Origin of the sequence: Pseudarthrobacter oxydans, from assembly GCF_034258515.1 — a bacterium.
Lineage (GTDB): Bacteria > Actinomycetota > Actinomycetes > Actinomycetales > Micrococcaceae > Arthrobacter.
The window spans coordinates 3,244,900-3,268,650 of the sequence record NZ_CP139438.1; the positions used below are offsets into that span (position 1 = coordinate 3,244,900).

The window sequence follows — 23,751 nt, forward strand, 5'->3', positions numbered from 1 at the left end:
AAACGGGATATGACGGCCGGGCAGCGAAAACAGATAGCAGCAGGTGCCGTTTCGGGGCGCCAAAACGACACCTGCTGCCAGTCAGTTGGGGTGGGTCAGGGGACGTTGCTGCCGCGCGCAGTCACCCAGAGTCGGTACCAGTCCGTCCGGCTCATCGCCTGGGCCACGCGGGCGGCGTCGGCACAGGCCCGGATCCGGCCCGGGTTGACGGTCCCGATCACCGGCGCGATGCCGGCCGGGTGCTTCATCAGCCACCCGAGAAGGACCGATTCCCCGGAGCTGCCGTACTCCCCCGCCAGCTGCGCCACGAGCTCGACGGTGGCTGCCTCCGCCGACGTCGGGCTCTCCGGTTCCGCGCCCGTGTACAGGCCCCTGGCGAGCGAGCCGTAGGCCTGGAGCGTGATGGAGTTCCGGACGCAGTGCTCCAGGGTGCCGTGCGGGAAACTGTAGTCCAGGTGCTCGGCGTGGTTGACCAGCACCTGGCTCTCCAGCCACGCCCGCTTGAGCAGGCTCATTTCCAGCTGGTTCGCCACCACCGGGGTTTCCAGCCGGTCCTGCAGCGCCTCGATCTGCGCCCCGGACATGTTGGAAACACCCAGCTGCCGCACCTTGCCTTCGGCCATCAGCTGCCCGACGGCGGCGGCCACCTCCGCCGGGTCCGCCAAAGGATCCGGGCGGTGCAGCAGGAGGATGTCCACGTAGTCCGTCCGCAGCCGCTTCAGGCTTTCGTTGACGCGCTCCAGGATGGCCTCGCGGCTGAGGTCGTAGTGCCCGGGCAGCCCGGGTTCGCCGAGCCTGATGCCGCACTTGGTCTGCAGCCGGATGCGGTCACGCAGCCCGGGAGTGGACGCCAGCACCTCGCCGAAGACCGCCTCGGACTTGCCCCTGCGGTAGATGTCCGCGTGGTCGAACAGGGTGATTCCCGCGCCCAGGGCGGCCTCGACGGCGGCAGCGGCCTCGTCAACATGCTCGGTGGCATGCGGCTCGTCGGACCAGCTGCCGCCCAGGCCCATGCAGCCATAAATCAGTTCCTGCATCAGCGCAGCCATGCCGTGGTGTTGGCGGGCAGCTTGCCGTCCTCCAGGACGTCGCTGCTGACCAGGACGGTGCCTGCCGGGAGGTCGACGGCGGTGTCCCCGAAGTTGGTCACGGACTGCCAGCCGTTGGGGCGGCGGAAGTGGAGGACCTCCGGGTTGCCGGTTTCCACCCATTCCAGCGCTTCGTCCGTCTGCAGCTCGCGGCGGAGCTTCAGGGCCTTGCGGTAGAGCTCCAGCGTGGAACCCTCGGTCCCGTCCTGCGCCTCGACGGCGTACTTGCTGAACCAGTCAGGCTGCGGCAGGTGCGCGCCGCCGTCGCCGAAGCCGAACGAGGTTCCCTCGACCTTCCAGGGCAGGGGCACCCGGCAGCCGTCGCGGCCGATTTCGACACCCTTGTTGCGGAAGAACGAGGGGTCCTGGCGTTCGGACTCCGGGATCTCCGCCACTTCCTGGAGTCCCAGCTCCTCACCCTGGTACAGGTAGGCGGAGCCCGGGACGGCGAGCATCAGCAGGGTGGCGGCGCGGGCACGGCGTTCGCCGAGCTCCACGTCCAGCTCCTCCTTGGGGCCGCCGGCCAGCAGCCAGTCCTTGCCGTCCTGGCCCTTGGTGCGCTCCTTGCCCTTGGAGACCTGCGGCAGGCCGTACCGGGTGGCGTGGCGGACAACGTCATGGTTTGAGAAGACCCACGTGGAGGAGGCGCCGGTGGCAGCTGCCTCGGCAAGGTTGCGCGTGATGATTTCGCGGAACTCCGCCGCATCGAAGTCGGCCTGCAGGAGGTCGAAGTTGAAGGCCTGGCCGAGGCCCTCGGGGCTGGCATAGCGGGCCCGGCGGGTCGCGTGGACCCACGCCTCGGCGACGGCGGTGCGCGGCGGGTTGTACTCGTTGAACACCTCGCGCCACTCGGCGTAGATCTCATGCACTTCGTCGCGGTCCCAGAAGGGGTGCGTGCCGTCGTCGAAACCGTCCACGCCGGTGTTGGCCGCGCTCAGTTCAAGCTTGGACAGCAGCGGTTCGGTGAGGTCCTTGGTGAGCGCATGCGCCACGTCCACCCGGAAGCCGTCCACGCCGCGGTCGGACCAGAAGCGCAGGGTCTTCAGGAAGTCCTCGCGGATTTCCCGGTTGGACCAGTTCAGGTCCGGCTGCTCCTTGGCGAAGATGTGCATGTACCACTGGCCGGGGGTGCCGTCCGGCTCGGTGATGCGCTCCCAGGCGGGCCCACCGAAGACGGAGTCCCAGTCCGACGGCGGAAACTCGCCGTTGGGGCCCTTGCCGTCACGGAAAATGTACCGGTCCCGCGCGGGGGATCCCTTGGGCGAGGCGAGCGCTTCCTTGAACCATTCGTGCCGGTTGGAGGAGTGGTTGGGGACGATGTCGGCGATGAGCTTGATGCCGGCCTGGTGCAGCGCCTTGGCCATCTCGTCAAAATCGGCCAGCGTGCCCAGCTTGGGGTCAACGTCGCGGTAGTCGTCCACGTCGTAGCCGCCGTCGGCAAGCGCCGAGGGGTAGAACGGGCTCAGCCAGACGGCGTCGATCCCGAGCGACTTAAGGTACGGGACCTTGGCGGTGATGCCCTTGAGATCGCCGATGCCGTCGCCGTTGGAGTCCGCGAAGCTGCGCGGATAGATCTGGTACACAGAGGCTTGGCGCCACCAGTTCGGATCGGCCAGGCGGTCGGAATCGGAAAGGGTTGCCAGAGTGGCGGTGGTGGACAAGGGGTGATCCTTTGCTGCTTGTCGACTATATTTATTTTGGTTCTAAATTTAGCTGCCCGATCATTATCTGGCGCGTTGCACGGAAAGGTCAACAGCATGGCTGAAACCACCGCCGCCACCCCCCAACTGCTGCGCCGTGTCAGCGCCGGCGCCGTACTGGACTTCATGCGCTCCTCCGGCGTCGTCACCGTCACCGAAGTCATGGAAGCCACCGGCCTCACCCGCGCCACCGCCATCTCCGTCTGCGAGGACCTCAAGGAGCGGGGCTGGCTCCGCGAACTGGAGAACCAGCGTGCATCCGGCGGGTACCGGAAGGGCCGGCCCGCCCGCCGCTTCGAACTCAACGAGTGTGCCGGCTACGTACTGGGCATGGACGTGGGGGTTTCCAAGGCCACGGTGGTGGTGTCGGACCTTCGCGGGCAGGTGCTGGGGCGGTCCACGCTGCCCTTCGCGGAAGCCGAAATTTCGGCCGGGGAACGCATCTCCGTCATCGACCGGGCTGCGATGACGGCACTTCGCAGCGTGGGCGCCGCCCCGGAGTCGGTCCTCGCCGTCTGCGCCGGCATCGCCGCCCCGGTGGACCGCAACGGTGACGTTCTGGTGGCCCAGCATTTCTGGGGATTGTTCGACGTCGGCCTGAAGGCAGCCATGCGGGACCGGCACGGCTGGACGGTCCTGCTGGAAAACGACGCCAACCTTGCCGCCCTCGGCGACCGCTGGCGGGGTGCGGCGGCGGGAGTGGACGACGTCGTGGTGATCCTTGCCAGTGAGCGTTTCGGTTCAGGGGTGATCGACGGCGGGCGGCTGCTGCACGGGAGCCGCGGCGGCGCCGGTGAACTCGCCTTCCTGGACCAGGTCGAGGGTGTGGGGGACACCTTCGGCATTGCAAGCCTCGCCAGGATGTGGGCGGCCGAGGCGCTGGCCGGCAAAACCCGGACATCCCTCCGGGATTATGCAGCCCAAGGCGGGGCGGAGGCTGAGCACGTCTTCGCGGCCGCTGCTGAAGGCGACGCCGTGGCCCTGCGCATTCTTGAACGCCTGGCGGACCGGCTGGCCCGGGTCATTGGCGCGGTGGCGACGGTGTTCAACCCGGAGCTTGTGGTGATCGGCGGTGCAGTGGCCAACTCCGCAGGCGTCCTGCTCGAACCGATCAAACGGCGGCTGAATGATTTCACCGCCACTCCCCCGCGGATTGCGGTCTCGCCGCTGGGCGACTCGATCGTGACCGTTGGGGCCGTCCGGGGCGCGCTGGACTACGTGGAGAAGCATTCCCTCGACTTGCAGCTGGTCCCCCGCGCTTAGTCCGCGCTAGGGCTGCAGGGCAGCGGCGATGGGCAGCGTGCCGTCACAGAATTCGATGGTCCTGCCCGCGGTTTCCGGCAGGTCCAGCACGGCGGCCGCGACGCTTGCCGTGTTGCTCCGCGAGGTTTCCCGGCTGCCCCCGGGAGCGGGATCGACGTCGATCAGCCCGGTTCCCGGCTTGTCCGTCAACGCCCCCGGGCCCAGGATGGTCCAGGCAAGGCCGGTGCCGCGCAGGTACTCGTCGGCGGCGGCCTTCGCCTCGGCGTACGCAAAGAAGGAGTGGTCCTCCGGCACGCCGTGGTCCTTGCTGGCGCCCAGGTAGGACACCATCACGTAGCGGCCCACATTGGCTTCGGCGGCCGCATCCATCGAACGGATGGCCGCGTCCCGGTCCACCGCATAGGTGCGTGCCGGGTTGCCGCCGCCCGCACCGGCGGACCAGACCACCGCGTCATGGCCCTTCAACGCTTCGGCGAGTGCCGCCGTCGTCGCATTCTCAACGTCCAGGACCGACGGCACCGCCCCCGTAGCGGCGACGTCGGCTGCATGGTCCGGGTTGCGGATGAACGAGGTAACGCTGTGGCCTTCTTCCGTGAGCAGGGCGGACAGGTGAAGGGCCACTTTGCCGTGGCCGCCGATGATTGCGATTCGCGTCATGCCCCCATTCTGCCCTTCACCGCAGGACGCGGTAGCGCAGGTAGGCCACGCCGTTGCCGAAACGGCGCAGGTCGAGGAGCTCAAGCTTTGATTCCAGGCCGTCCGGCAGGGCCCGCAGGCCTCCCCCGACCACCACCGGATTGATCAGGAATCCGCACTCGTCCACCAGTCCTGCCGCGAATGCCAGTCCTGCCAGGTTGGCACCGCCGATGCTCATCGTCCCGTCCGTTGCGTCCTTCATCGCCCGGACGGCAGCCGGGTCGAAGGTGCGCTCGATCCGGGTCCGGGGCGTCTCAGCGACAGCAAGAGAAGAGGAGTAGACAACCTTGTCTGCCCCCTGCCAGATCCGGGCATAATCCTGGATCACCGGCGGGTCCCCGGGGCCGCCCATGGTTTCCCAGACCGCCATCACGTCGTACATCCTGCGGCCGAGCAGGAACGTCCCGACGTCCCGTTCGAGGTCGTTGACGAAGGCGTGGACTTCCTCGTCGGGGGCGCTCCAGTCGAAATTGCCGTTGCGGTCCGCCACGTATCCGTCCAGGGAGGTGATGCAGGTGTAAGTGAGCTGGCCCATGGTCCCTATTGTGGCCGCGAAGGCAGGCAGTTGGAAGCCGCCAGGGGCCACGCGCAGTTCCCCGGCGCGGTCAGGCTGTCCGCCGGTGGTCCGGGCCCGTGCCGAGGAGCACCCGCGGTCCCGGCACCGTGCGGGAAACGTGGCCAAGGCCAAAGGAAAGGAGGAGCCCGAGCACGGCGACCAGGAGGAATTTGGCCCCGGCGGGCCAGGCAACCTGCAGGATCGCCACCTGGAGGCCCACGACGACGAAGATGTGCAGGATGTAGGCGGCATAGCTGGCCGTGGCCATCGCTGACACCAGCCGCACCGGACGACGGAAGAGCTCGCGCAACGTGACCAGCAGGCCCACTCCCAGGCCGGCGCAGACCAACGTCTCCAGGGCGACCCGCACCAGCGAACGCCAGTCCACTCCGCCCGTCGCCGTTGCAGCGCCCCAGAGTCCCAGTGCCTGCAGGGAGAAGATGGCCGCGGACGCCACAAGGCCCACAGCCAGCCAGGTGAAGCCGACGCGGCGCTGAATCCGCCGGAACCAGTCGTTCCGGTAGGCGAGGATGCCCAAGGCAAACAGGCTCACATACTGGGTGAGGTTTGCGGGTTCTGCCGGCATGACAAAAAAGAGTGGTACCCAGTCATCGACGGGAAACCACCACCGGACAACCCACGTAACCACGATCAGGGCAGCTGCGTAAGACAGGATGGCGCCGTGGCCGGGCGGCGGCAGCATCTGCCGCGGGGTCCCTGGTGAGGCCGGGCGCAACCAGCGGACCCGCTCCGCCAGCAGGACATAGGCGGCCGTATAAAGGAGGAGGTGTGCCAGGAACCAGAGGTGGAAGTAGGCGCCCTGCCAGGCGTCGTCATACAGCGACCTGACGAACTCCCCCGGCTCGGGACTTCCGGATGCCAGATAGGCGAGTGGAACGTTGACCGCCGCGACGAAGACCACGAGCGGCACCCCGATGCGGGCCCACCGTTCCTTGAGGAACCGGCGCGGACCTTTGCGCTCATAGGATCCGGGCAGGAAATAGCCGGCCACCAGGAACAACAGGCCCAGGCCCACGGCCGCGTTCACCGTGTAGAACGGCACGAACCAGTCGCTGGTGGCCTGGTCTTCCACCGGCCAGAAGCCGCCGGTGGGTCCGTACGCCTGGGCTGCATGGTGGATGATCACCATGGAGATAATCAGCACCCTCAGGACATCCACGAAGGCCAGCCGCCCTGTCCCGGCGGACACAGCGGCGGGGCCGCCGGACCCTGCTGCTCGGGACATCCTGAACCCTCCCTGCCGCCACCGTTGCTGCTTCTGACTCCATCGTGGCCCGTCCGTCCCACGGCACCAGAGCCAAAGGACCTTCCGTGGGTGCCACGCAAAAGGGCACAGAAAAGCCCCCGGAATCTTGGGAATTCCAGGGGCTTAGCCTGTAGCGGTGGGGAGGCTCGATCTCCCGACCTCACGATTATGAGTCGTGCGCTCTAACCAACTGAGCTACACCGCCACGAATGAGAAAAACCTGCGCCAAGCCGGTCAAAACCGCCTTGACACAGGCCCTCATCCAGAGCCCCCCACCGGAATCGATCCGGTGACCTCGTTCTTACCAAGAACGCGCTCTACCACTGAGCTAGGGGGGCAACGAGTAAATACTCTACCGGAAGATTTTCCCACCAACAAATCGGCGCTCCAGCGCAGCCCTGGCCCCTTAAAGCCGCAGAAAACCGGGCCTAAATGAGCCTTCGGTGCGCCGATGCAGGGCCGGCAGGGCCCGCAGTGAAACAGGTGTGACGAAGCGAACACGCCGGTCCCGCCGTCGTGCGTTAAACGCCGGTGGGCCGGCTCGAAAGCCGGCCCACCGGGGGAACTGCGTCAGGCTAGCTGACGGTTACCACTTGCCCTTGCGGTTGAAGTCGCGCTGGCCGCCCTCGTTGCCGTGGCGGGGCTTGCGGGATCCGTCACCGTGGCCGCCGAAGCGGGAGTCGCTGGCCTGGCCGCGGTTGGCACCGCTGTCAGCGCTGAAGGAACGCTCGCTGTAGGAGCGGCCGCCGCGGTCAGCGGAGGATCGCTCGCCGTCGTTCTTGCGGAATTCCTTCTTGAAGCCGCCGTTGCCCTTGAAGTTGCCTCCCCGGTCACCGCCGCGGTTGCCTTGGTAGGAGCCGCGGTCGCCGGCAGGCTTGCGGCCGTTGTCCAATTCGAGGTGGATCAGCTCGCCGCCGATCCGGGTGCGGGACAGCGCACGCAGCTGCTCGGGGCTCAGGTCCGCCGGGAGTTCCACCAGGGAGTGGTCCGAGCGGATGTCGATGCCGCCGATCTGTGCCGAGGAGATGCCGCCCTCGTTGGCAATGGCGCCCACGATGGAACCGGGCATGACGCGCTGGCGGCGTCCCACGGCGATCCGGTAGGTGGCATTGCCCTCGGTGAGCGTGCGGGTCGGTCCGCGGGAGCCGAAGCCGTCCTTGGACCGCTCGCGCTTCTGGAACTCCGGCGCTGCGGGCAGTTCCTTCACCAGCAGCGGCTGTCCGCCCTGGGCCATCACGGCAAGGGCTGCAGCGATCTCCGACGCCGGAACATTGTGCTCTTCCTCGTAGGAAGCGATGAGGTCGCGGAACGGGGCCACGTCCTCGGAGGCGAGGGTCTCCGTGATCCGCTCGGCAAACTTGCCCAGGCGGAGGGTGTTCACGGTCTCCGCGGTGGGCAGGTGCATCTGCTCCACCGGCTGGCGCGTGGCCTTCTCGATGGAACGCAGCAGGTACTTCTCCCGCGGCGTCATGAACAGGATGGCATCGCCGGAACGGCCTGCGCGGCCGGTGCGGCCGATGCGGTGCACGTAGGACTCGGTGTCGTGCGGGATGTCGTAGTTGATGACGTGGCTGATGCGCTCCACGTCAAGGCCACGGGCGGCGACGTCGGTGGCCACGAGGATGTCGATGCGGCCTTCCTTCAGGGCGTCAACGGTGCGCTCGCGCTGCTGCTGCGGGATGTCACCGTTGATCGCGGCGGCCTGGAAACCGCGGGACTTCAGCTTGTCAGCCAGGTCCTCGGTAGCCATCTTGGTGCGCACGAAGGCGATGACGCCGTCGAACTCTTCAACCTCGAGGATGCGGGTCATGGCATCAAGCTTGTGCGGGCCCATGACCTGCAGGTACCGCTGGCGGGTGTTGGCGCCGGTGGTGGTCTTGGACTTGACGGAGATCTCGGCAGGGTTGTTCAGGTACTGCTTGGACATGCGGCGGATCTGGCTCGGCATGGTGGCGGAGAACAGTGCCACCTGGCGGTCCGACGGGGTCTGCTGGAAGATCTGCTCCACGTCTTCGGCGAAGCCCATGCGCAGCATTTCGTCGGCCTCGTCCAGCACCAGGTACTGGAGTTCGGACAGGTCCAGGGAACCCTTGGAGATGTGGTCGATCACGCGGCCGGGGGTACCGACAACAACCTGGGCGCCGCGGCGCAGGCCGGCGAGCTGCGGGCCGTAGGCGGAACCGCCGTAGACGGGGAGGACGGTGAAATCGTCAATGTGCTTGGCGTACGAGGTGAAGGCCTCGGCAACCTGGAGCGCCAGTTCGCGGGTGGGAGCCAGGACCAGTGCCTGGGTCTTCCGGGACGGGCCGTTGAGGTCGTGGAGCTCGGCCAGGCGGGACAGTGCCGGTACTGCGAATGCTGCAGTCTTACCGGTGCCGGTCTGGGCGAGGCCCACGACGTCGCGGCCTTCGAGCAGCAGCGGGATGGTTGCTGCCTGGATGGGGGACGGCTTCTCGTAGCCGACGTCCTGGAGGGCGGCGAGGACGCGGCCGTCGATGCCGAGGTCGGCGAACTTGACGCCTTCTTCTTCGTCTTCCTCAGCCTTGGCAGCGGGAGCATCTTCAGCTTTGGGGGCGGGAGCTTCGTCAGCCCGGGCGGCGGGAGCGGCCGGCGCTTCAGCAGGGGCTTCGGCGGGAACCGTTGCGGCCTCAGCTGCGGGAGCAGCGGGCTCGGTGAATTCGATGCTGGCTGTTGCTGCGTCAGCGGCGGCGTCGTTGTGATTTTCGGGCATAGGGGAATATTCCTCATCCATAGGGGGCCAGGCGGCACTACCCGAGGTGAGCGGAGCCGCAGTACGTGTGACCAAAGGTGCCGGGCAAACGTTGACCGGCCGGTCACAGAAGTCCGGCGCTTTCGCAATCCCGTGGCAGGACTTCCCGCTGCATCTCTTGGCTGCTATCCCAGCAGTCTGTACAGCGTTTTCTTTAGCCGGCTCTCCCTATGAAAATGCCCGCATCGCTTGCGCGGGCCCCAACACTTGCCAGTCCTGCCTCAAAAATTGGGCAGGAATAAGGGATTTCCGGAGTGGGGGATATCTCTAGTGTAGGGCACGCGCCCGCTCCAGCGGAAATTGAGGGCACGACGGCGGCGGTGAGCTTGCGCACACCGCTTCCCTGCCGGCCGCTTCAGCCTGCGGCTACCGGCCCAGCTGCCGTTCCAGCGCCTCGAACTTCTGCTCGAACTCCGGCTGCTGCAGGCGGATCTCCCCGTCTGCGTCGGCGTCGCGCAGTGCTTCCATTGCCTCCAGGTCCGGCTCGCTGAACCACTTGCCCACGGTGATGCCATGCTTCGGGACATACAGCCGGTGGATATGGTCTCCCGCCTGGATGCTCCCGGTCCTGATGACGCGGAGATAGGCTCCCACCCGGCCCTCCTCCGTGAACCTCTTGACGAAGTGGGGCTCCCGCATCCGGCGCTGGAAGGTGGCGCAGGGGGTACGGGGCGAGGTCACCTCCACTTCGACGTCCAGGCCGATCCGCCAGCGCTCACCAATCACGGCGCCGGTGACATCGATCCCGGCCACCCGCAGGTTTTCGCCAAAGCTCCCCGGGGGCAGGTCCCGCCCGAGTTCACGGGACCAGTAGTCCGCATCCTGCTGGGAGTAGGCGTACAGGGCCTGGTCCGGTCCCCCGTGGTGGACGCGGTTCGCCTGGATGTCGCCCTGGAGGCCCAGCCGGTGCACCTTGACCGGGCCCTCGACGGGGCGCTTGTCGATGGCGGTGACGCCCACGTTCGAGGCATCCGGCAGGAGCTGGTGGACGCGGCACACGGCGAGGACGGAGGCGGTTTCCATGGCTCCAGTGTATGGCTCCCCTTCCCAGCTCCCGCACCCAACCGGCTCGCATTTAATGGCGCCACACGGCGGTTTCGCGACGTTTAATGCGAGCTGCTTGGGCCAGCGGGCACCGGCAGGGACTACGCTGATTTAAGGATTGCAATGGGGGTGCAGCGCTGTGCCCAATTCACGTGGACAACGGAGGGGGACACCATGGACCCGAACAAGGACCCGGACCCCGGGCGGCCCGGCAGCGACCGGGCTGCGGGCGAGGGCGTCCCGCCGGCCGGAGACGGGCACAGCGGCGCCAAGCCTCCTCCCTGGCAGGTACCCAAGCCGGAGCTCCGCCCCGAACTGCTCAACGAGCCGGTTACCCCCGTGGACCCGTTCGCCCGGGACCGCGAACGGCAGCTCAACGAGGAAGCCTCCCGGAAGAAGCGCTCCCAGCGGCGCACCGTCGTCGTGGGTTTGGGTGTGACGGCGCTGCTCGCCGGCACCATCACCGCCGTGGTGGCCAGCAACCAGGATGATCCCGAGTACGCGCAGGTGTGTTTCAACGACGAAACTGGCGAGCGCGTGGAAGACACGAACTGCAACAGCTCCGCCGGCAGGGGCGGCGGCCTCTATGCCTGGTACTTCTTTTCCCGAGGCGCGTACGTCCCCGCCATCGGCCAGAACCGCTCCACAGCCCCCAACTACACCAAAACTGTTCCCAGCGGCGCGAAAGCGTCCACGGGGTACAGCACCAAGGGCGGAACGGTCAGCCGCGGCGGCTTCGGCACCAGCGCCAAAAGCGGCACCAGCGGTGGCGGCAGCAAGGTCTCGGGGGGCTGAGCGTGAAGCGGTTGACGTCTGAGCCCCGGCCCGGCTGGAAGCAGAAGATCGAAGAGCAGGGCCTGGTGTTCTCCACCACCACCATGGAGGACGGGCGCCGGATCGAGTACTGGAACGAGTCTGCGTACTACGAATTCACCATGGAGGAGGTGGAAACCCTCGAAGCGACGGCCGAAAACATGCACAAGATGTGCCTGGAAGCGGCCAAGTTCCTGGCCACCGGCGCCATGGGCCACATCGGCATCGGCCCGCAGGCCCTCGAACTGGCCGCGGAATCCCTCCAGGCCGGGGACGTGGACGTCTACGGCCGGTTCGACTTCATCTATGACGGGCAGGGCGGCCCGGCCAGGATGCTCGAATACAACGCGGACACCCCCACGGGCCTGATCGAAGCGGCGGTGGCGCAGTGGTTCTGGCTGCAGGACGTCTTTCCGGAAAAGGACCAGTGGAACGGCATCCACGAAGCCCTGATCCGGCAGTGGAAGAAGGTGCAGTACCGCACCGGGATGAGCACCCTGCACGTTGCCCACTCGGAGGTCGAGGAGTCCGGCGAGGACTGGATGACTGCGGCCTACATGCGGGACGTGGCCAGCCAGGCGGGCTGGACCACCATCGGCATCAACATGTCCGATATCGGCTGGGACCCCAACCTCAACCGCTTCGTGGACCTGGACAACTTCATGATCAGCACGATCTTCAAGCTCTACCCGTGGGAGCTGATGATGAAGGAACCGTTCGGGCACCGGCTGCTGGAACGCGCCCACAACCCCCGCTGGATCGAGCCGGCCTGGAAGATGCTGCTCTCCAACAAGGCCCTGCTGGCCGCGCTGTGGCACCTCTACCCCGAGCACCCCAACCTGCTGCCCGCGTACCTCAACGAGCCGGGGCCGCTGAAGGAATGGGTGGCCAAGCCCCTGCACGGCCGCGAAGGCGACAACATCAAGATCCATGCGCAGGGCATCAGCCTGGAGCAGCCCGGCGGCTACGGCCGTGAAGGCTGGTGCTACCAGCAGTACCAGGAACTGCCCGACTTCGACGGCAACCATCCCGTCCTCGGCCTGTGGGTGGTGGACGGGGAGTCCGTGGGCTGCGGCATCCGGGAATCTGACGGGCCGGTCACGGATTATTTTTGCCGCTTCGTGCCCAACACCATCGACGCGCCGGCGCCGCTTTCGGCCGGGGCATCCTCCAGCAAGGCAGGTATCGCACTATGAACCCGGTGACAGCATGAGCACGGAGATTACGACGACGGGAGGCCCGGGCGGCGCGCACGGGACCACAGTTCCGGCCAAGGGACTCCGGGCCGGCATCCTGGATCTCGGCGACTCCGTGATGATTGGCCTTGCCTCCACGGCGCCGGTGTACTCACTGGCGGCAACACTAGGCCTGATCGTGGCCGTCAACGGGAACTACACTCCCCTGATCCTGCTGCTGGGCTTCATCCCCGTCCTGTTCATCGCCTATGCGTTCCGCGAGCTGAACAGTGCCATCCCGGACTGCGGAACCACCTTTACGTGGTCACGCCGCACCTTCGGCCCCTGGGCGGGCTGGCTGGGCGGCTGGGGCGTGGCGCTCGCGGGCATTGTGGTCCTGGCAAACCTTGCACAGGTGGCCGGACAGTATCTATGGCTCCTGGTGGGCGACGGTTCCCTGGCAGAGAACAAGGCAGTGGTCACGGCCACGGGCGTGCTGTTCATCGCCGTCATGACCCTGGTCAACTACCGCGGCATCCGGCTGGGCGAGCACGTCCAGCGGGTCCTGACGTATGTGCAGTACATTGCGCTGGGCATCTTCGCCCTGGCCATCGTCGTCGGGATTGTCCGGGGCTCGGCGGGCGGCGAGACCACCATCCAGCCCTTCGATTTCGAGTGGTTCAACCCCGCAGGTGCGTTCGCGGATCCGGGAGCAGTGGTCCACGGCGTGCTCCTTGCCCTGTTCATCTATTGGGGCTGGGACACCTGCCTTGCAGTGAATGAGGAAACCGAGAACCCCTCCACCACCCCCGGCCGCGGTGCCGTGATTTCCGCGTTCATCCTGGTGGCCATCTATGTGTCCGTCGCGCTGCTGGTGATGATGTACGCCACCGTGGGCACCGAAGGCATCGGTTTGGGCAACGAGGCCAACCAGGACGACGTCTTCCTGGCCATGCGGGACGTGGTGCTGGGCCCGTGGGGCTGGCTGATCGTCGTCGCGGTCCTGGCCTCCGTTCTGTCCTCCACCCAGACCACCATCCTGCCCACCGCCCGCGGCACCCTCTCCATGGGGGTCCACGGCGCACTGCCGGCCAAGTTCGGCGAGGTGCATCCGAAGAACCAGACGCCCGGCTTTTCCACCCAGGTCATGGGGGCGGCGGCCATCGCGTACTACGTGGCCATGAGCTTCCTCAGCGAAAACCTGCTCTCCGACTCCATCAGCGCCATCAGCCTGTTCATCGCGTTCTATTACGCCCTGACCGGTTTTGCCTGCTTCTGGTACTTCCGCAGCACCCTTCGGGAGTCGGGGCGGAATCTGTGGTTCCGGGGCATCCTTCCGCTCGTTGGCGCCCTGCTGCTGACCGCCGCCTTCTTCGTCTCGGCCGTCCAGATGTGGGACCCCGCGTACGGCGACACCCAGATCTTCGGCGTCGGCGGCGCGTTCGTCAGCGGGGTGCTGCTGCTGGCCCTGGGCGTGGTGCTCGCCGTCGTCTGCCGTTTCCTGCCGTCCACCCGCGGCTACTTCACCGGGACCAACGTCCCAGGCCAAACCGCCGCCCCCTCCCCCAAGTAAGTAGCGCCAAGTGTCGTTTTGAGGGGTCAAAACGACACTTAGCGCTACCTAGTTGGGCCAAGGGCGCAGAGGGGTCATGCCGAGAAGCCGCCGTCGGATTTGATGAGCTGGCCGGAGACCCAGCGGCCGGCGGGTGAGAGCAGGAACGCCACAGTGCCGGCGACGTCGGCCGGTGTGCCGAGGCGGCCGGTGGGCTGCCGGGACAGGACGGCCGAGCGGACCGCGTCGTCCATCCAGCCGGTGTCCACCGGCCCCGGGTTCAGCACGTTCGCCGAAATGCCCAGCGGCCCAAGCTCCCGGGCGGCGGCAATCACGATCCTGTCCAGCGCACCCTTCGAGGCGCCGTACGGCAGGTTGAACGCTGTATGGTCACTGGTCAGCGCAACGATCGCGCCGCCGTCGTCCGTTGCCTGCCGCGCGAAGGCGGCAATCAGCTGCCAGCTGGCACGGGTGTTGACGGCGAAGTGCCGCTCGAACGATTCAAGGCTGGTATCCAGGTTCCTGAATCGACCGACTCGGCGTGGCTCAGCACCATGCCGTGCAGCGGGCCCGCGAGCTGAACGGCGTCAGCCACCAGCTTCTCCGCCGTGGCAGGGTCCTCCAGGTTCGCCGGCAGGGTATGGACCCGGGCTCCGATGGCTTCCAGTTCGGCTGTCAGGCGGACGACGTCGTCCGGTTCAGTTCCCCACGGCATGCGGGCGTCGTAGTCCTGCCAGTAGGCCAGCACCAGGTCCCAGCCTTCCGCCGCCAGCTGCCGGGCAATACCCGCGCCGATGGAGGCAAGGCGGCCCGCGCCCGTCACGAGGGCTACGTTTCGGACGGGAACTTCGGGTGGGGTCTCCATGGGACCAGCCTAGCGGCGGCGTCCCGGGGCGGTGTCAGGAGGGCGCTCCGGCCGGGGCGGGCTCGCGGGCGACCGCGTGCCTGCGGATGGTGGCGCTGATGACCGCCGCGACGGTGCACATCGCGGCGGCGCCGAACCAGGCGTAGGTGTACTGGCCGGTGGCGTCCCGGATGGCACCGGCGCCCAGGGCGGCGGCGGCCGCGCCGAGCTGGTGTGCGGCGAACACCCAGCCGAAGACCACGCTGCCGTCCGCGCCGAACGTTTCCCGGCAGATGGCTGCTGTTGGCGGCACGGTGGCCACCCAGTCAAGCCCGTAGATCACGACGAAGACGATCATGCTCGGCTGGACTTCGGCACTCAGCAAGAGGGGCAGCACCAGCAGGCCGATCCCCCGGAACTGGTAGTACACGGCCAGCAGGATGCGGGGGTTGAACCGGTCGGTCAGCCAGCCGGAGGCGATGGTGCCCACAATGTCGAAAATTCCGACGACGGCAAGCAGGCCGGCGGCGGTGGCTTCGGCCATGCCGTGGTCGTGGGCGGAGGGGATGAAGTGGGTGCCGATCAGCCCGTTGGTGGTGGCGCCGCAGATCGCGAAACCGGCCACGAGGGCCCAGAAGGTCCGGACGCGGCTGGCCCGCCGGAGGACCTGGAGGGCACGCACGGCGGCATTGCTGCGAGGGCCGCTGTGCGAGGGAGGCTCCGGCGCGGGGACTCCCCCTGCCAGCGCGGGTTCGCCGTACGGAAGGACCCCGACGTCGGCCGGCGAGTTTTTGAGGAACTTCAGCACCAGCGGGACCACAGCCAGGGCTCCGGCAGCGATCAGCAATGATGCTTCGCGCCAGCCCGGATCCTGCGCCAGCAAGGCGATGAACGGGAGGAAGACCAGCTGGCCGGCCGCACTGCCGGCGGTAAGGATGCCGATCACCAGCCCGCGGCTCCTGACGAACCAGGTGTTGGCAATCGTGGCAGCGAACACCAGCGCCATGGATCCGGTGCCAAGCCCGATGAGCAGGCCCCAGGTCAGCAGGATCTGCCAGGACTGGTTCACCAGCACCGTCAGGGCGCTGCCGGTGCCGATCAACACCAGCGCGGTGGCTGTTACTGCCCGGACGCCGAACCGCTCCATCAGCGCGGCCGCGAACGGTGCCGTCAGCCCGAACAGGACGAGGTTGATGCTCACGGCCGCGGACAACACCGTGGTGGACCAGCCGAACTCCTGCTGCAGCGGAACCATCAGGACACCGGGGGCGGCGCGGAATCCGGCGGCTCCCACCAGCGCAAGGAAGGCGACGGCGGCCACGATCCACGCGGGGTGCAGGCGGCGGCTGTTGGTTTCCCTCATGCGGCGGCCGTGGCGAGCCGGACCGGTTCCGCTGAACGGGCCCTGCTGTGCCAGCTGGTGTTGGCCGCCGTCAGCCGTTCGCCGCATTCGGTGCAGGTGTCCGCCGAGGTGGTGGGTTTCCCGCAGCCGGTGTGGATCACGTAAAGATGCGCCTGGTCCGAGGGCGCCGGCAGGTGCTTTTCTGCCCAGATGGTGACGGCGTTCAAGACCGGGAGGGCGTCCTCACCCTTGGGGGTGAGCACGTACTCCTGGCGTGTGCGGCCGCCGTCGTCGTAGGCCTTCCTGGCCAGCAGCCCGGACTCAACCAGGCCCGCCAGGCGCTTGGTGAGCACGGAGTCCGCCACTTCCAGCCGGCTTTTCATGGCGTCGAAGCGGCCGTTCCCGAAGAAGACTTCGCGCAGCACCAGGATGCTCCAGGGGTCGCCCAGGACGTCAAGGCCGCGGGCCATGCTGCAGCTGCGTTGGGACCAGTCGGATCGAAGAGGCATAGGGAAAACTTAGCTGGCTTTCTTCAAGAAAGCCAGCCACCTTCGTGGTTTACGGGATGGCCGAGAACGCCTGCTCCAGGTCCGCCACCAGGTCCTCGACATCCTCGATTCCGCAGGACAGCCGGAGCAGGTTCACCGGAACGGCGAGCTCGGTGCCCTTGACCGAAGCGTGGGTCATCTCGGAAGGGTAGTTCATGAGCGACTCGATCCCGCCCAGGGATTCCGCGAGGGTGAACACGGACGTGGACTCCGCCACCTTCCGGGCCGCTGCTTCACCGCCATTGAACTGCACCGAGACCATGCCGCCGAAGCTCCGCATCTGCTTCCTGGCGAGCTCGTGGCCCGGGTGGGACGGCAGGCCCGGGTAGAGGACGGCCTCCACCTCGGGACGTTCCAGCAGCCACTCGGCCACGGCCTGGCCGTTAAGGCTGTGGCGGTCCATCCGCACGCCGAGCGTCTTCAGGCCCCGGGTGGTGAGGAAAGCGTCCATGGGGCCGGAGACGGCGCCCACGGCGAACTGCACAAAGCCGATCTTCTCCGCCAGTTCCGCGTCCTTGACCACCACGGCGCCACCCACGACGTCGGAGTGGCCGCCGATGTACTTGGTGGTGGAGTGGACCACGACGTCGGCACCCAGGGCGAGCGGGGTCTGCAGGTAGGGCGACGCGAAGGTGTTGTCCACCACCAGGAGGGCACCGGCGTCGTGCGCTATCTCTGCGAGCGCCGCGATGTCGGTAATCTTCATCAGCGGATTGGAGGGGGTTTCCACCCAGAGGATCCGGGCTTTGTTCGCAGTAACCGCCCCGCGCACGGTGTCCAGGTTGGCCATGTCCACCGGCGTATTGCCGATTCCCCAGCCGCCCAGGACCCGGCTGATCAGCCGGTAGGTGCCTCCGTAGGCGTCGTTGCCGAGCACGATGTGGTCCCCGGGCCGGGCCAGGGCACGGATCAGCGAGTCCTCCGCTGCCAGCCCGGAACTGAAGCTGTAGGCGTGCGTGCCCCCCTCCAGCGCCGCCAGCTGTTCCTGCAGGGCGTCGCGGGTGGGGTTGCCGCCGCGGCCGTACTCATAGCCCCCGCGCAGCCCGCCAATGCCGTCCTGGGCGTAGGTGGAACTGAAGTGCAGCGGCGGCACCACCGCGCCGGTGCGGGGCTCGAAAGCCTGGCCGGCGTGCACGGCGCGGGTGTTGAAACCTTGGTTTTGCGGGGTGGACATGGTGCTCCTTTACGGGTGGCGCAGGTCAGGTGAAGCAGTTCAGTTGCTGAGGTAGGCCAGGAGGTCGTGCCGGGTGAGGATGCCCACGGGTGCACCCACGAACGTGACCATGACGGTGTCCACGTCCGAGAGCAGTTCCCTCGCCGCGGAGATGGTTTCCAGGGAGCCGATGACGGGCAGCTTGGGGCCCATGTGCTCGGAGATCTTGTCCGTGAGCTTGGCTTCGCCGCGGAACAGCTTGGCCGTGAGGGTGCGCTCATCCACAGCACCCAGCACCTCGCCCATGACCACCGGGGGCTCCTGGGACAGGACCGGGATATGGCTGACGCCGAACTCGTTCATGATGTTGATGACATCGCGGACGGACTCGTTCGGGTGGATGTGGACCAGGTCCGGCAGCTCGCCGTTCTTGGAGCTGATGACTTCACCCACGGAGGTCTCCTCGCCGCCGGACAGGAAGCCGTAGGAGCGCATCCACTGGTCGTTGAAGATCTTGGCGAGGTAGCCGCGGCCGGAGTCGGGAAGGATGACGACGACGACGGCGGACTCGGGCAGGTCCCGGGCCACCTGCAGGGCGGCCACGACGGCCATGCCCGAGGACCCGCCCACCAGCAGGCCCTCCTCGCGGGCCAGCCGCCGGGTCATGGCGAAGGAGTCGGCGTCGCTGACGGCGATCACCTGGTCGGGCACGGACTTGTCGTAGTTCGCGGGCCACATGTCCTCCCCCACGCCCTCCACGAAGTACGGACGCCCGGTGCCGCCGGAGTAGACCGAACCTTCCGGGTCCGCGCCGATGATCCGGACCACGCCGCCGTCGGACGCCGGCCTGTCAGCCGAGACCTCCTTGAGGTAGCGGCCCGTGCCGGTGATGGTGCCGCCGGTGCCGGCGCCGATCACGCAGTGGGTGACCTTGCCGTCCGTATCCCGCCAGATCTCCGGCCCGGTGGTCTGGTAGTGGCTGCCGGGAGCGGCGGGGTTGGAGAACTGGTCCGGCTTGTATGCACCGGGGGTCTCCCGGACGATCCGGTCCGAAACACCGTAGTAGCTCTGCGGGCTGTCGGGCGGGACGGCAGTTGGCGTCACCACAACCTCGGCGCCGTAGGCCTGCAGGACGGCACGCTTGTCCTCGCCCACCTTGTCCGGGACCACAAAGATGCACTTGTAGCCCTTCTGCTGGGCCACGAGGGCCAGGCCTACTCCGGTATTTCCGGAAGTTGGCTCCACGATGGTGCCGCCGGGCTGCAGCTTGCCTTCCCGCTCGGCGTCCTCGATCATCTTCGCCGCGATGCGGTCCTTGATGGAACCGCCAGGGTTCAGGTACTCGAGTTTGACCAGGACAGTGGCCTTGATGCTTTCTGTCACGTGGTTGAGCTTGATGAGCGGGGTATTGCCGATGAGGTCCAGGATGGACTGGGCGTACTTCATGTGTACAAAGCTACCGCTTCCCCCGCATGCATGCCGTTACCCGGCAGCCTCGGCCTGCTGGTCCGGTGGCAGGTTCTCCCAGAGGCCCATGATGTTGTTCTCGGAGTCCTTGAAGTAGGCGAAGTAGCCCATTCCGGGGATCTCGTTCTTGGGCATCACGACCGATCCGCCCAGCCGCTCCACGGTCTTGAGGGTGGCGTCAATGTCCGGAACGTCCACCGTGATGACGGGACTGGTGATTTCACCCTCCCGGGCCATCATGCCGCCGTTGATGGCGCCCGCTTCCGTGGGCTGGCCGGTCGCCTCGTCCATCGGCGTGGTGATGACCATGTTGTAGTCCATTCCCGGGACGGCGTCGATTCGCCAACCAAGGGCCTCCCGGTAGAACTTTCTGGCCCGCTCCTGATCGTCAGCGGGGATCTCGAAATGCACCACTCCACCCATTGCGCTCACCTGGAATCTCGAAGGTAAGGCGCGGATGCCCCGCGCCACACCTGGGATTCTAGACCCGGAATGCCGGCTGGATAAGGGGCCTTTGGCAGGTGCGTCCGGTTGCCAAAGATGGTGGCGGCCGCCTGTTGTCGCTGGGCCGTGGGACGATGGCTGTATGACGATTGCAGAGGTTCCCGCCCGGCTGGCAGCCGCGGCGGACGCCTCTGTCCGGTGGTATCCGGGCGGCCCTTACCACCTTGCCCGGACCCTCAGTCCGCTCCTGCGCGGCAACAGCGATCCGTCCTTCAGTGTCCAGGGAAACGTCATCTGGAATGCGTTTACGACGACGGACGGCCCGGCCGCCGTGAGGTTCAGCTCCGCCGGCGGCCCGGGCCTGGAGCACTGCGTGGACGTCCAGGCCTGGGGCACGGGCGCCGCGGCGGCCGTGCGGGCAGTGCCGCGGCTCCTGGGCGGGGATGACGACTGGTCGGCGTTTGACGAGCCCTCCTTCCATGCCACCCTCCCCGGCATGGTCCGTGAGGCGCGGCGGCGAAGCCGCGACGTCCGGCTTCCCGCCAGCGGCCGCATGGTGGACCAGCTCGTCCCGATCATCCTTGAACAGAAAGTGACGGTGATCGAGGCCCGCCGGGCCTACCGCTACCTTCTGCATCGCTACGGCTCCCCCGCTCCCCAGGCCGGCGCGCTGGCTCCGGCCGGCCTGGTGCTGGCTCCCACCGCCGGCCAATGGCTGCAGGTCCCCAGCTGGGAGTGGCATCGGGCGGGCGTGGGGCCGCAACGTTCGGCCACCGTCATGCGGGCGCTGCGTTCCGCCGTCGCAATTGAACGGCTGGCCGCGCTGCCGGCGCTGGAGGCCGCCGAAAAGCTGCAGGTAATCCCGGGGATCGGCGTGTGGACAGCGGCCGAGGTGGTGCAGCGCACCCACGGCTGCCCGGACTCGGTCTCGGTGGGTGACTACCACCTGGCTGCCTACGTGGGCGCGGCGTTGACCGGCAGCCGGACGGACGACGCCGGCATGCTCCGGCTGCTGGAACCATGGCGGGGGCACCGCCAGCGCGTGGTGCGGATGATCCAGGCCAGCGGCTTCCGCAAACCGACGTTCGGCCCCCGGATGACCATCCAGGACCACCGCCGGCACTAAGGTTCCATGCTGCCGGGCCGCCCGTCGCTCTGCAGGAAGGCCAGCACTGCGGCCACCCGGCGGTGCACGCCCGTCGCGGGAAGACGGAGCTTCGTGAAGATCGAATTGACGTGCTTCTCCACGGTGGATGAGGAGAGGTAGAGCGACTGCTCAATGCCGGCGTTGGTCCGCCCCTGCGCCATCTCCCGCAGCACATCCAGCTCCCGGGGCGACAGCTCGGCGAGCGGGTTCGCCGCTCCGGCGCTGCGGCGGCGCACCAGCGTGTCCACGATCTGCGGATCAATGACCGAACCGCCCTCCCGCACTTCCCGGAGGGCGTGCACCAGGTCTTCCAGGTCGCCGATGCGGTCCTTCAGCAGGTAGCCCAGGCCTGCCGAGCCGTCGGCAAAAAGCGCGAGCGCGTAGCTCTGGTCTGCGTGCTGTGACAGCACCACCACGCCGGTGTCCGGGTGCGCGGCGCGGATCGCACGGGCAGCTTCGATGCCCTCCATATGATGGCTGGGCGGCATCCTGATATCAGTGAGCACCGCATCCGGGGAGAAACGGCGCACGGCGTCGAGCAGCTCCGTTGCGTTGCCCGTGCAGGCCACCACGTCGATTTCGCCGGAGTCCTCCAGCAGGCGGCGGATCCCCTCGCGGACGAGGTAGTTATCCTCGGCGATGACCACCCGCAGCACACCCCGCTCATCCACCGCGGTGCTCCCCCCGCTCCACAGGGAGGTCAACCAGCACGGTGGTGCCGGACGGGTCGTGGCCCGAAACGTCCACCGTCCCCCGCAGCGCCGCCACGCGGTCCCGGATATTGGCCAGTCCGCCGCGGGATGCGGGCGTGAGGGCGCCCATGCCGCACCCGTCGTCGGTGATCGCAATCCGCAGATGCCCGTCCTTCCTTGCCAGCCCTACCGAAGCGAGGGTGGCATGCGCGTGCTTCGCGGTGTTCGCGAGCGCTTCCCGCACAACGTAGTAGGCAGTCGTCTCCACGTCCTCGGGGAAACGCTCGGCGCGGACGCCGTCGTCGGCTTCGACAGTCAGCGGAATTGGAAACCTCGCCGCGCTGGACTCGATGGCAGCCACCAGGCCGTTATCGCTCAACACGGGCGGGTGGATACCATGCGCGAGTTCCCGGAGGTCGGTGAGCGTTTCCCTGGCCTGGTCCTGAAGTTCAGCCAGTTGGTCGGCGGTAAGCTCGCCCCGCTGCAGCCGGTTGCGGGCCAGCCGAAGCCCGGCGATCTGGGCAACCACGTTCTGCTGGATCCCGTCATGCAGGTCCCGCTCCAGGCGCTTGCGTTCGTCGTCCTGCGCCGCGACGAGCCGCTCCCGCGACGCCGTCAGGTCCTTGAGCTGCTGGGCGAGTTGGGTGCTGAGCCGCACGTTGGCCACGGACGCGGCGGCCTGCCCGGCCACCGTGCGGAGCAGGGCCCGTTCGGCGTCGCTGTAGTCCCCGCGCCTGCGCGGGCCAATTTCGATCAGCCCCAGGACCTCATCGGATCGCGCCAGGACGGAGGAGGCCACTGGCTCCCCCGCCACGTCCCCGGCCACGCCGGCAGGGGAATCGGCCAGCCCGCCGTCGGGCCCTGCCAACCTTATCCGCACCCAGGTGGCGTCAAGGCCGTAGCGCACCGCTTCAGTCAGCCTGGTAAGCAGCTCGCTGGGGTCAACGGCCTGGTCCAACTGGCGGCCCAGCTGGCTCAGAAGGGCCAACTGGCGGTCCCGGTCGCCAAAGACGGCGCGGTGGATCCAGTTCCGCAGCCACCCCCGCAACGGAAGCAGGCAGATGGCGAAGCCGGTGGTCAGCAGGACAGCCCCAATCACGGTCAGGCGGTCCGCGAGCAACACTGCCGGCGTCGCGGTGCCTATCGCGTAGAGAACCGTGATGAGGAGGTTGGATGACCGTGCCACGAGGTGCCCGCGGTCATCCGGTGCGATGTCGAAAGCTCCGTAGCGGAAGATGCCGTGGATGGCTGCCAGGGGAATGGCGATCAGCGAAACGAGGACCGCAACGGCGACGGCGGCGTCCCAGGGCGGCGGGACGGTGGACCACAGCATGAAGCTCGCCAGGGACCCGGTAACCACCCACGTCACTACCCGCATCCGTGCACGGGCCTCGGCGTCGCCGAAGAGCACTCGTGAGTAGAACAGCCCCAGCCCGAGCAGCACGCTCAGCGTGGGTTGGACCAGGAAGTAGTTCACCGCGGGTGCGGCCCACTCCAGCCACGGCACAACATACGGGTTCGGGAAGGATTCTCCCCTTATGCCGATGTATGGCTGCAGGACCAGGTGCGGGGTGGTCAGCAGGGTCAGCGGTCCCACCATCACCGGTACCCAGAGGAACGCCACGGCGATGCGTTGCCACGTCCGCTCCAGGGTTCCGGTGGGGTAGGTGGCGAACATGGTCAGGAAACCAGCTGTGGCGACGGCGTCCGCAGTCACTCCGAGCATGTTGAAGAACGGGAACCATGGCTCCTGGATCCACCCCGCGTTCCGGAGCACGAGGGTCTCAGTCGCCGAGCCAACTGCCATGGCGGTGGACGCCGCGGCAATGAAGACTGCGGACCGGGATGACGACACCGTGAGCAGCCAGATGCCGAAAACAAACGTTGGGAGCACGCCGAGCAACGGCCATGCCAGGGCATGGCTCGCCGTCGAATCAATGAATCCGCGAACGAGGACGACGTACAGCAGCGCCGCCGACCCAATCGGCGCCAGCGTGGCAAGCAATCCCCATCGTCGGAGCACAGTTCCATGATCCGCCTCCTGCCCCGTTCCCGGGAGGGGGCTCCGCCCCGTCCTCCCCCGGGGCTGGCCTCCCTACCCCCTGCGGTCTCCCCCGTTCCACCCCTCCCGTGCGCACGCCTAACGTCAGATCCAAGGCGGATGCCCCGAACGGCATCTGCATCATAAGG

Annotated in this window: 19 protein-coding genes, 2 tRNA genes and 1 pseudogene; 5 read left to right on the plus strand and 17 right to left on the minus strand. The window is 67.5% G+C overall.

The features are described from left to right. Window positions 1-95: 95 nt before the first annotated feature. Window positions 96-1,037 (minus strand): aldo/keto reductase, encoded by a 942-nt coding sequence (locus SMD14_RS14800; RefSeq protein WP_321214107.1) that lies wholly within the window; start codon window positions 1,035-1,037, stop codon window positions 96-98. Continuing rightward, complete coding sequence (locus SMD14_RS14805) at window positions 1,037-2,749, minus strand: glycoside hydrolase family 13 protein (RefSeq protein ID WP_157241576.1); 1,713 nt, start codon at window positions 2,747-2,749, stop codon at window positions 1,037-1,039. Before SMD14_RS14805 ends, SMD14_RS14800 begins: the two co-directional genes overlap by 1 nt. Window positions 2,750-2,845: 96 nt before the next feature. Between SMD14_RS14805 and SMD14_RS14810 the strand changes: the two genes are divergently transcribed. Further along, on the plus strand, window positions 2,846-4,051 hold the full coding sequence (locus tag SMD14_RS14810) for an ROK family protein (protein ID WP_321214108.1): 1,206 nt from the start codon (window positions 2,846-2,848) through the stop codon (window positions 4,049-4,051). 6 nt (window positions 4,052-4,057) lie between these two features. Here SMD14_RS14810 and SMD14_RS14815 read toward each other — a convergent pair whose 3' ends face one another. The 7 genes from SMD14_RS14815 to SMD14_RS14845 all read right to left on the minus strand — a co-directional run bounded on the left by SMD14_RS14815 (window position 4,058) and on the right by SMD14_RS14845 (window position 10,363). Beyond that, window positions 4,058-4,708, minus strand: coding sequence for an NAD(P)H-binding protein (locus SMD14_RS14815; RefSeq protein ID WP_321214109.1), 651 nt, complete (start codon window positions 4,706-4,708; stop codon window positions 4,058-4,060). Window positions 4,709-4,724: 16 nt separating this feature from the next. After that, window positions 4,725-5,282 (minus strand): dihydrofolate reductase family protein, encoded by a 558-nt coding sequence (locus SMD14_RS14820; RefSeq protein WP_321214110.1) that lies wholly within the window; start codon window positions 5,280-5,282, stop codon window positions 4,725-4,727. A 70-nt stretch (window positions 5,283-5,352) separates the two neighbouring features. Next, entirely contained in the window at window positions 5,353-6,549 is a 1,197-nt protein-coding gene (locus SMD14_RS14825; RefSeq protein WP_321214111.1) for an acyltransferase family protein, read from the minus strand. 152 nt (window positions 6,550-6,701) lie between these two features. After that, window positions 6,702-6,775 (minus strand) — tRNA-Met (locus SMD14_RS14830). Between the two features lie 61 nt (window positions 6,776-6,836). Beyond that, a tRNA-Thr gene (locus tag SMD14_RS14835) sits at window positions 6,837-6,908 on the minus strand. A 248-nt stretch (window positions 6,909-7,156) separates the two neighbouring features. Further along, window positions 7,157-9,301, minus strand: a complete 2,145-nt coding sequence (locus SMD14_RS14840; RefSeq protein WP_321214112.1) for a DEAD/DEAH box helicase — start codon at window positions 9,299-9,301, stop codon at window positions 7,157-7,159. 405 nt (window positions 9,302-9,706) lie between these two features. Next, a complete protein-coding gene (locus SMD14_RS14845) occupies window positions 9,707-10,363 on the minus strand; it encodes an MOSC domain-containing protein (protein WP_157241570.1) in 657 nt (218 codons plus the stop codon). Window positions 10,364-10,558: 195 nt separating this feature from the next. Here SMD14_RS14845 and SMD14_RS14850 point away from each other — a divergent pair, with 195 nt between their 5' ends. Genes SMD14_RS14850 through SMD14_RS14860 form a run of 3 tightly spaced genes read left to right on the plus strand, consistent with a single transcriptional unit; the run spans window position 10,559 to window position 13,945 of the window. Continuing rightward, a complete protein-coding gene (locus tag SMD14_RS14850; protein WP_321214113.1) occupies window positions 10,559-11,179 on the plus strand; it encodes a Tat pathway signal protein in 621 nt (206 codons plus the stop codon). A gap of 2 nt (window positions 11,180-11,181) precedes the next feature. Beyond that, the gene (locus SMD14_RS14855) at window positions 11,182-12,393 is read left to right on the plus strand and encodes a glutathionylspermidine synthase family protein (RefSeq protein WP_321214114.1); all 1,212 of its coding nucleotides are present in this window, start codon (window positions 11,182-11,184) and stop codon (window positions 12,391-12,393) included. Between the two features lie 13 nt (window positions 12,394-12,406). Next, on the plus strand, window positions 12,407-13,945 hold the full coding sequence (locus tag SMD14_RS14860) for an APC family permease (RefSeq protein ID WP_321214115.1): 1,539 nt from the start codon (window positions 12,407-12,409) through the stop codon (window positions 13,943-13,945). 74 nt (window positions 13,946-14,019) lie between these two features. On the opposite strand, the pseudogene SMD14_RS14865 reads toward SMD14_RS14860, so the two are convergent. The 6 genes and pseudogenes from SMD14_RS14865 to SMD14_RS14890 all read right to left on the minus strand — a co-directional run bounded on the left by SMD14_RS14865 (window position 14,020) and on the right by SMD14_RS14890 (window position 19,701). Further along, window positions 14,020-14,789, minus strand: a pseudogene (locus SMD14_RS14865) (SDR family oxidoreductase). 34 nt (window positions 14,790-14,823) lie between these two features. Continuing rightward, window positions 14,824-16,131 carry an MFS transporter gene (locus SMD14_RS14870; RefSeq protein WP_321214116.1) on the minus strand — a complete coding sequence of 436 codons (1,308 nt, stop codon included), beginning with the start codon at window positions 16,129-16,131 and terminating at the stop codon, window positions 14,824-14,826. Next, window positions 16,128-16,619: a helix-turn-helix domain-containing protein gene (locus SMD14_RS14875; RefSeq protein ID WP_157241566.1), complete on the minus strand. Its 492-nt coding sequence runs from the start codon at window positions 16,617-16,619 to the stop codon at window positions 16,128-16,130. Before SMD14_RS14875 ends, SMD14_RS14870 begins: the two co-directional genes overlap by 4 nt. Before the next feature lie 49 nt (window positions 16,620-16,668). Beyond that, on the minus strand, window positions 16,669-17,832 hold the full coding sequence (locus tag SMD14_RS14880; RefSeq protein WP_321214117.1) for a cystathionine gamma-synthase: 1,164 nt from the start codon (window positions 17,830-17,832) through the stop codon (window positions 16,669-16,671). Window positions 17,833-17,871: 39 nt separating this feature from the next. Then, entirely contained in the window at window positions 17,872-19,257 is a 1,386-nt protein-coding gene (locus SMD14_RS14885) for a cystathionine beta-synthase (RefSeq protein ID WP_321214118.1), read from the minus strand. 36 nt (window positions 19,258-19,293) lie between these two features. Further along, the gene (locus tag SMD14_RS14890; protein ID WP_157243009.1) at window positions 19,294-19,701 is read right to left on the minus strand and encodes a VOC family protein; all 408 of its coding nucleotides are present in this window, start codon (window positions 19,699-19,701) and stop codon (window positions 19,294-19,296) included. A gap of 163 nt (window positions 19,702-19,864) precedes the next feature. On the opposite strand from SMD14_RS14890, the gene SMD14_RS14895 reads away from it, so the two are divergent. After that, window positions 19,865-20,848 (plus strand): 3-methyladenine DNA glycosylase, encoded by a 984-nt coding sequence (locus SMD14_RS14895; protein WP_321214119.1) that lies wholly within the window; start codon window positions 19,865-19,867, stop codon window positions 20,846-20,848. Here SMD14_RS14895 and SMD14_RS14900 read toward each other — a convergent pair. Both SMD14_RS14900 and SMD14_RS14905 read right to left on the minus strand, forming a co-directional pair. Next, the gene (locus SMD14_RS14900) at window positions 20,845-21,540 is read right to left on the minus strand and encodes a response regulator transcription factor (protein ID WP_321214120.1); all 696 of its coding nucleotides are present in this window, start codon (window positions 21,538-21,540) and stop codon (window positions 20,845-20,847) included. The genes SMD14_RS14895 and SMD14_RS14900 overlap by 4 nt on opposite strands. Further along, entirely contained in the window at window positions 21,533-23,584 is a 2,052-nt protein-coding gene (locus tag SMD14_RS14905) for a GAF domain-containing sensor histidine kinase (RefSeq protein ID WP_321214121.1), read from the minus strand. Before SMD14_RS14905 ends, SMD14_RS14900 begins: the two co-directional genes overlap by 8 nt. Between the last annotated feature and the right edge of the window lie 167 nt (window positions 23,585-23,751).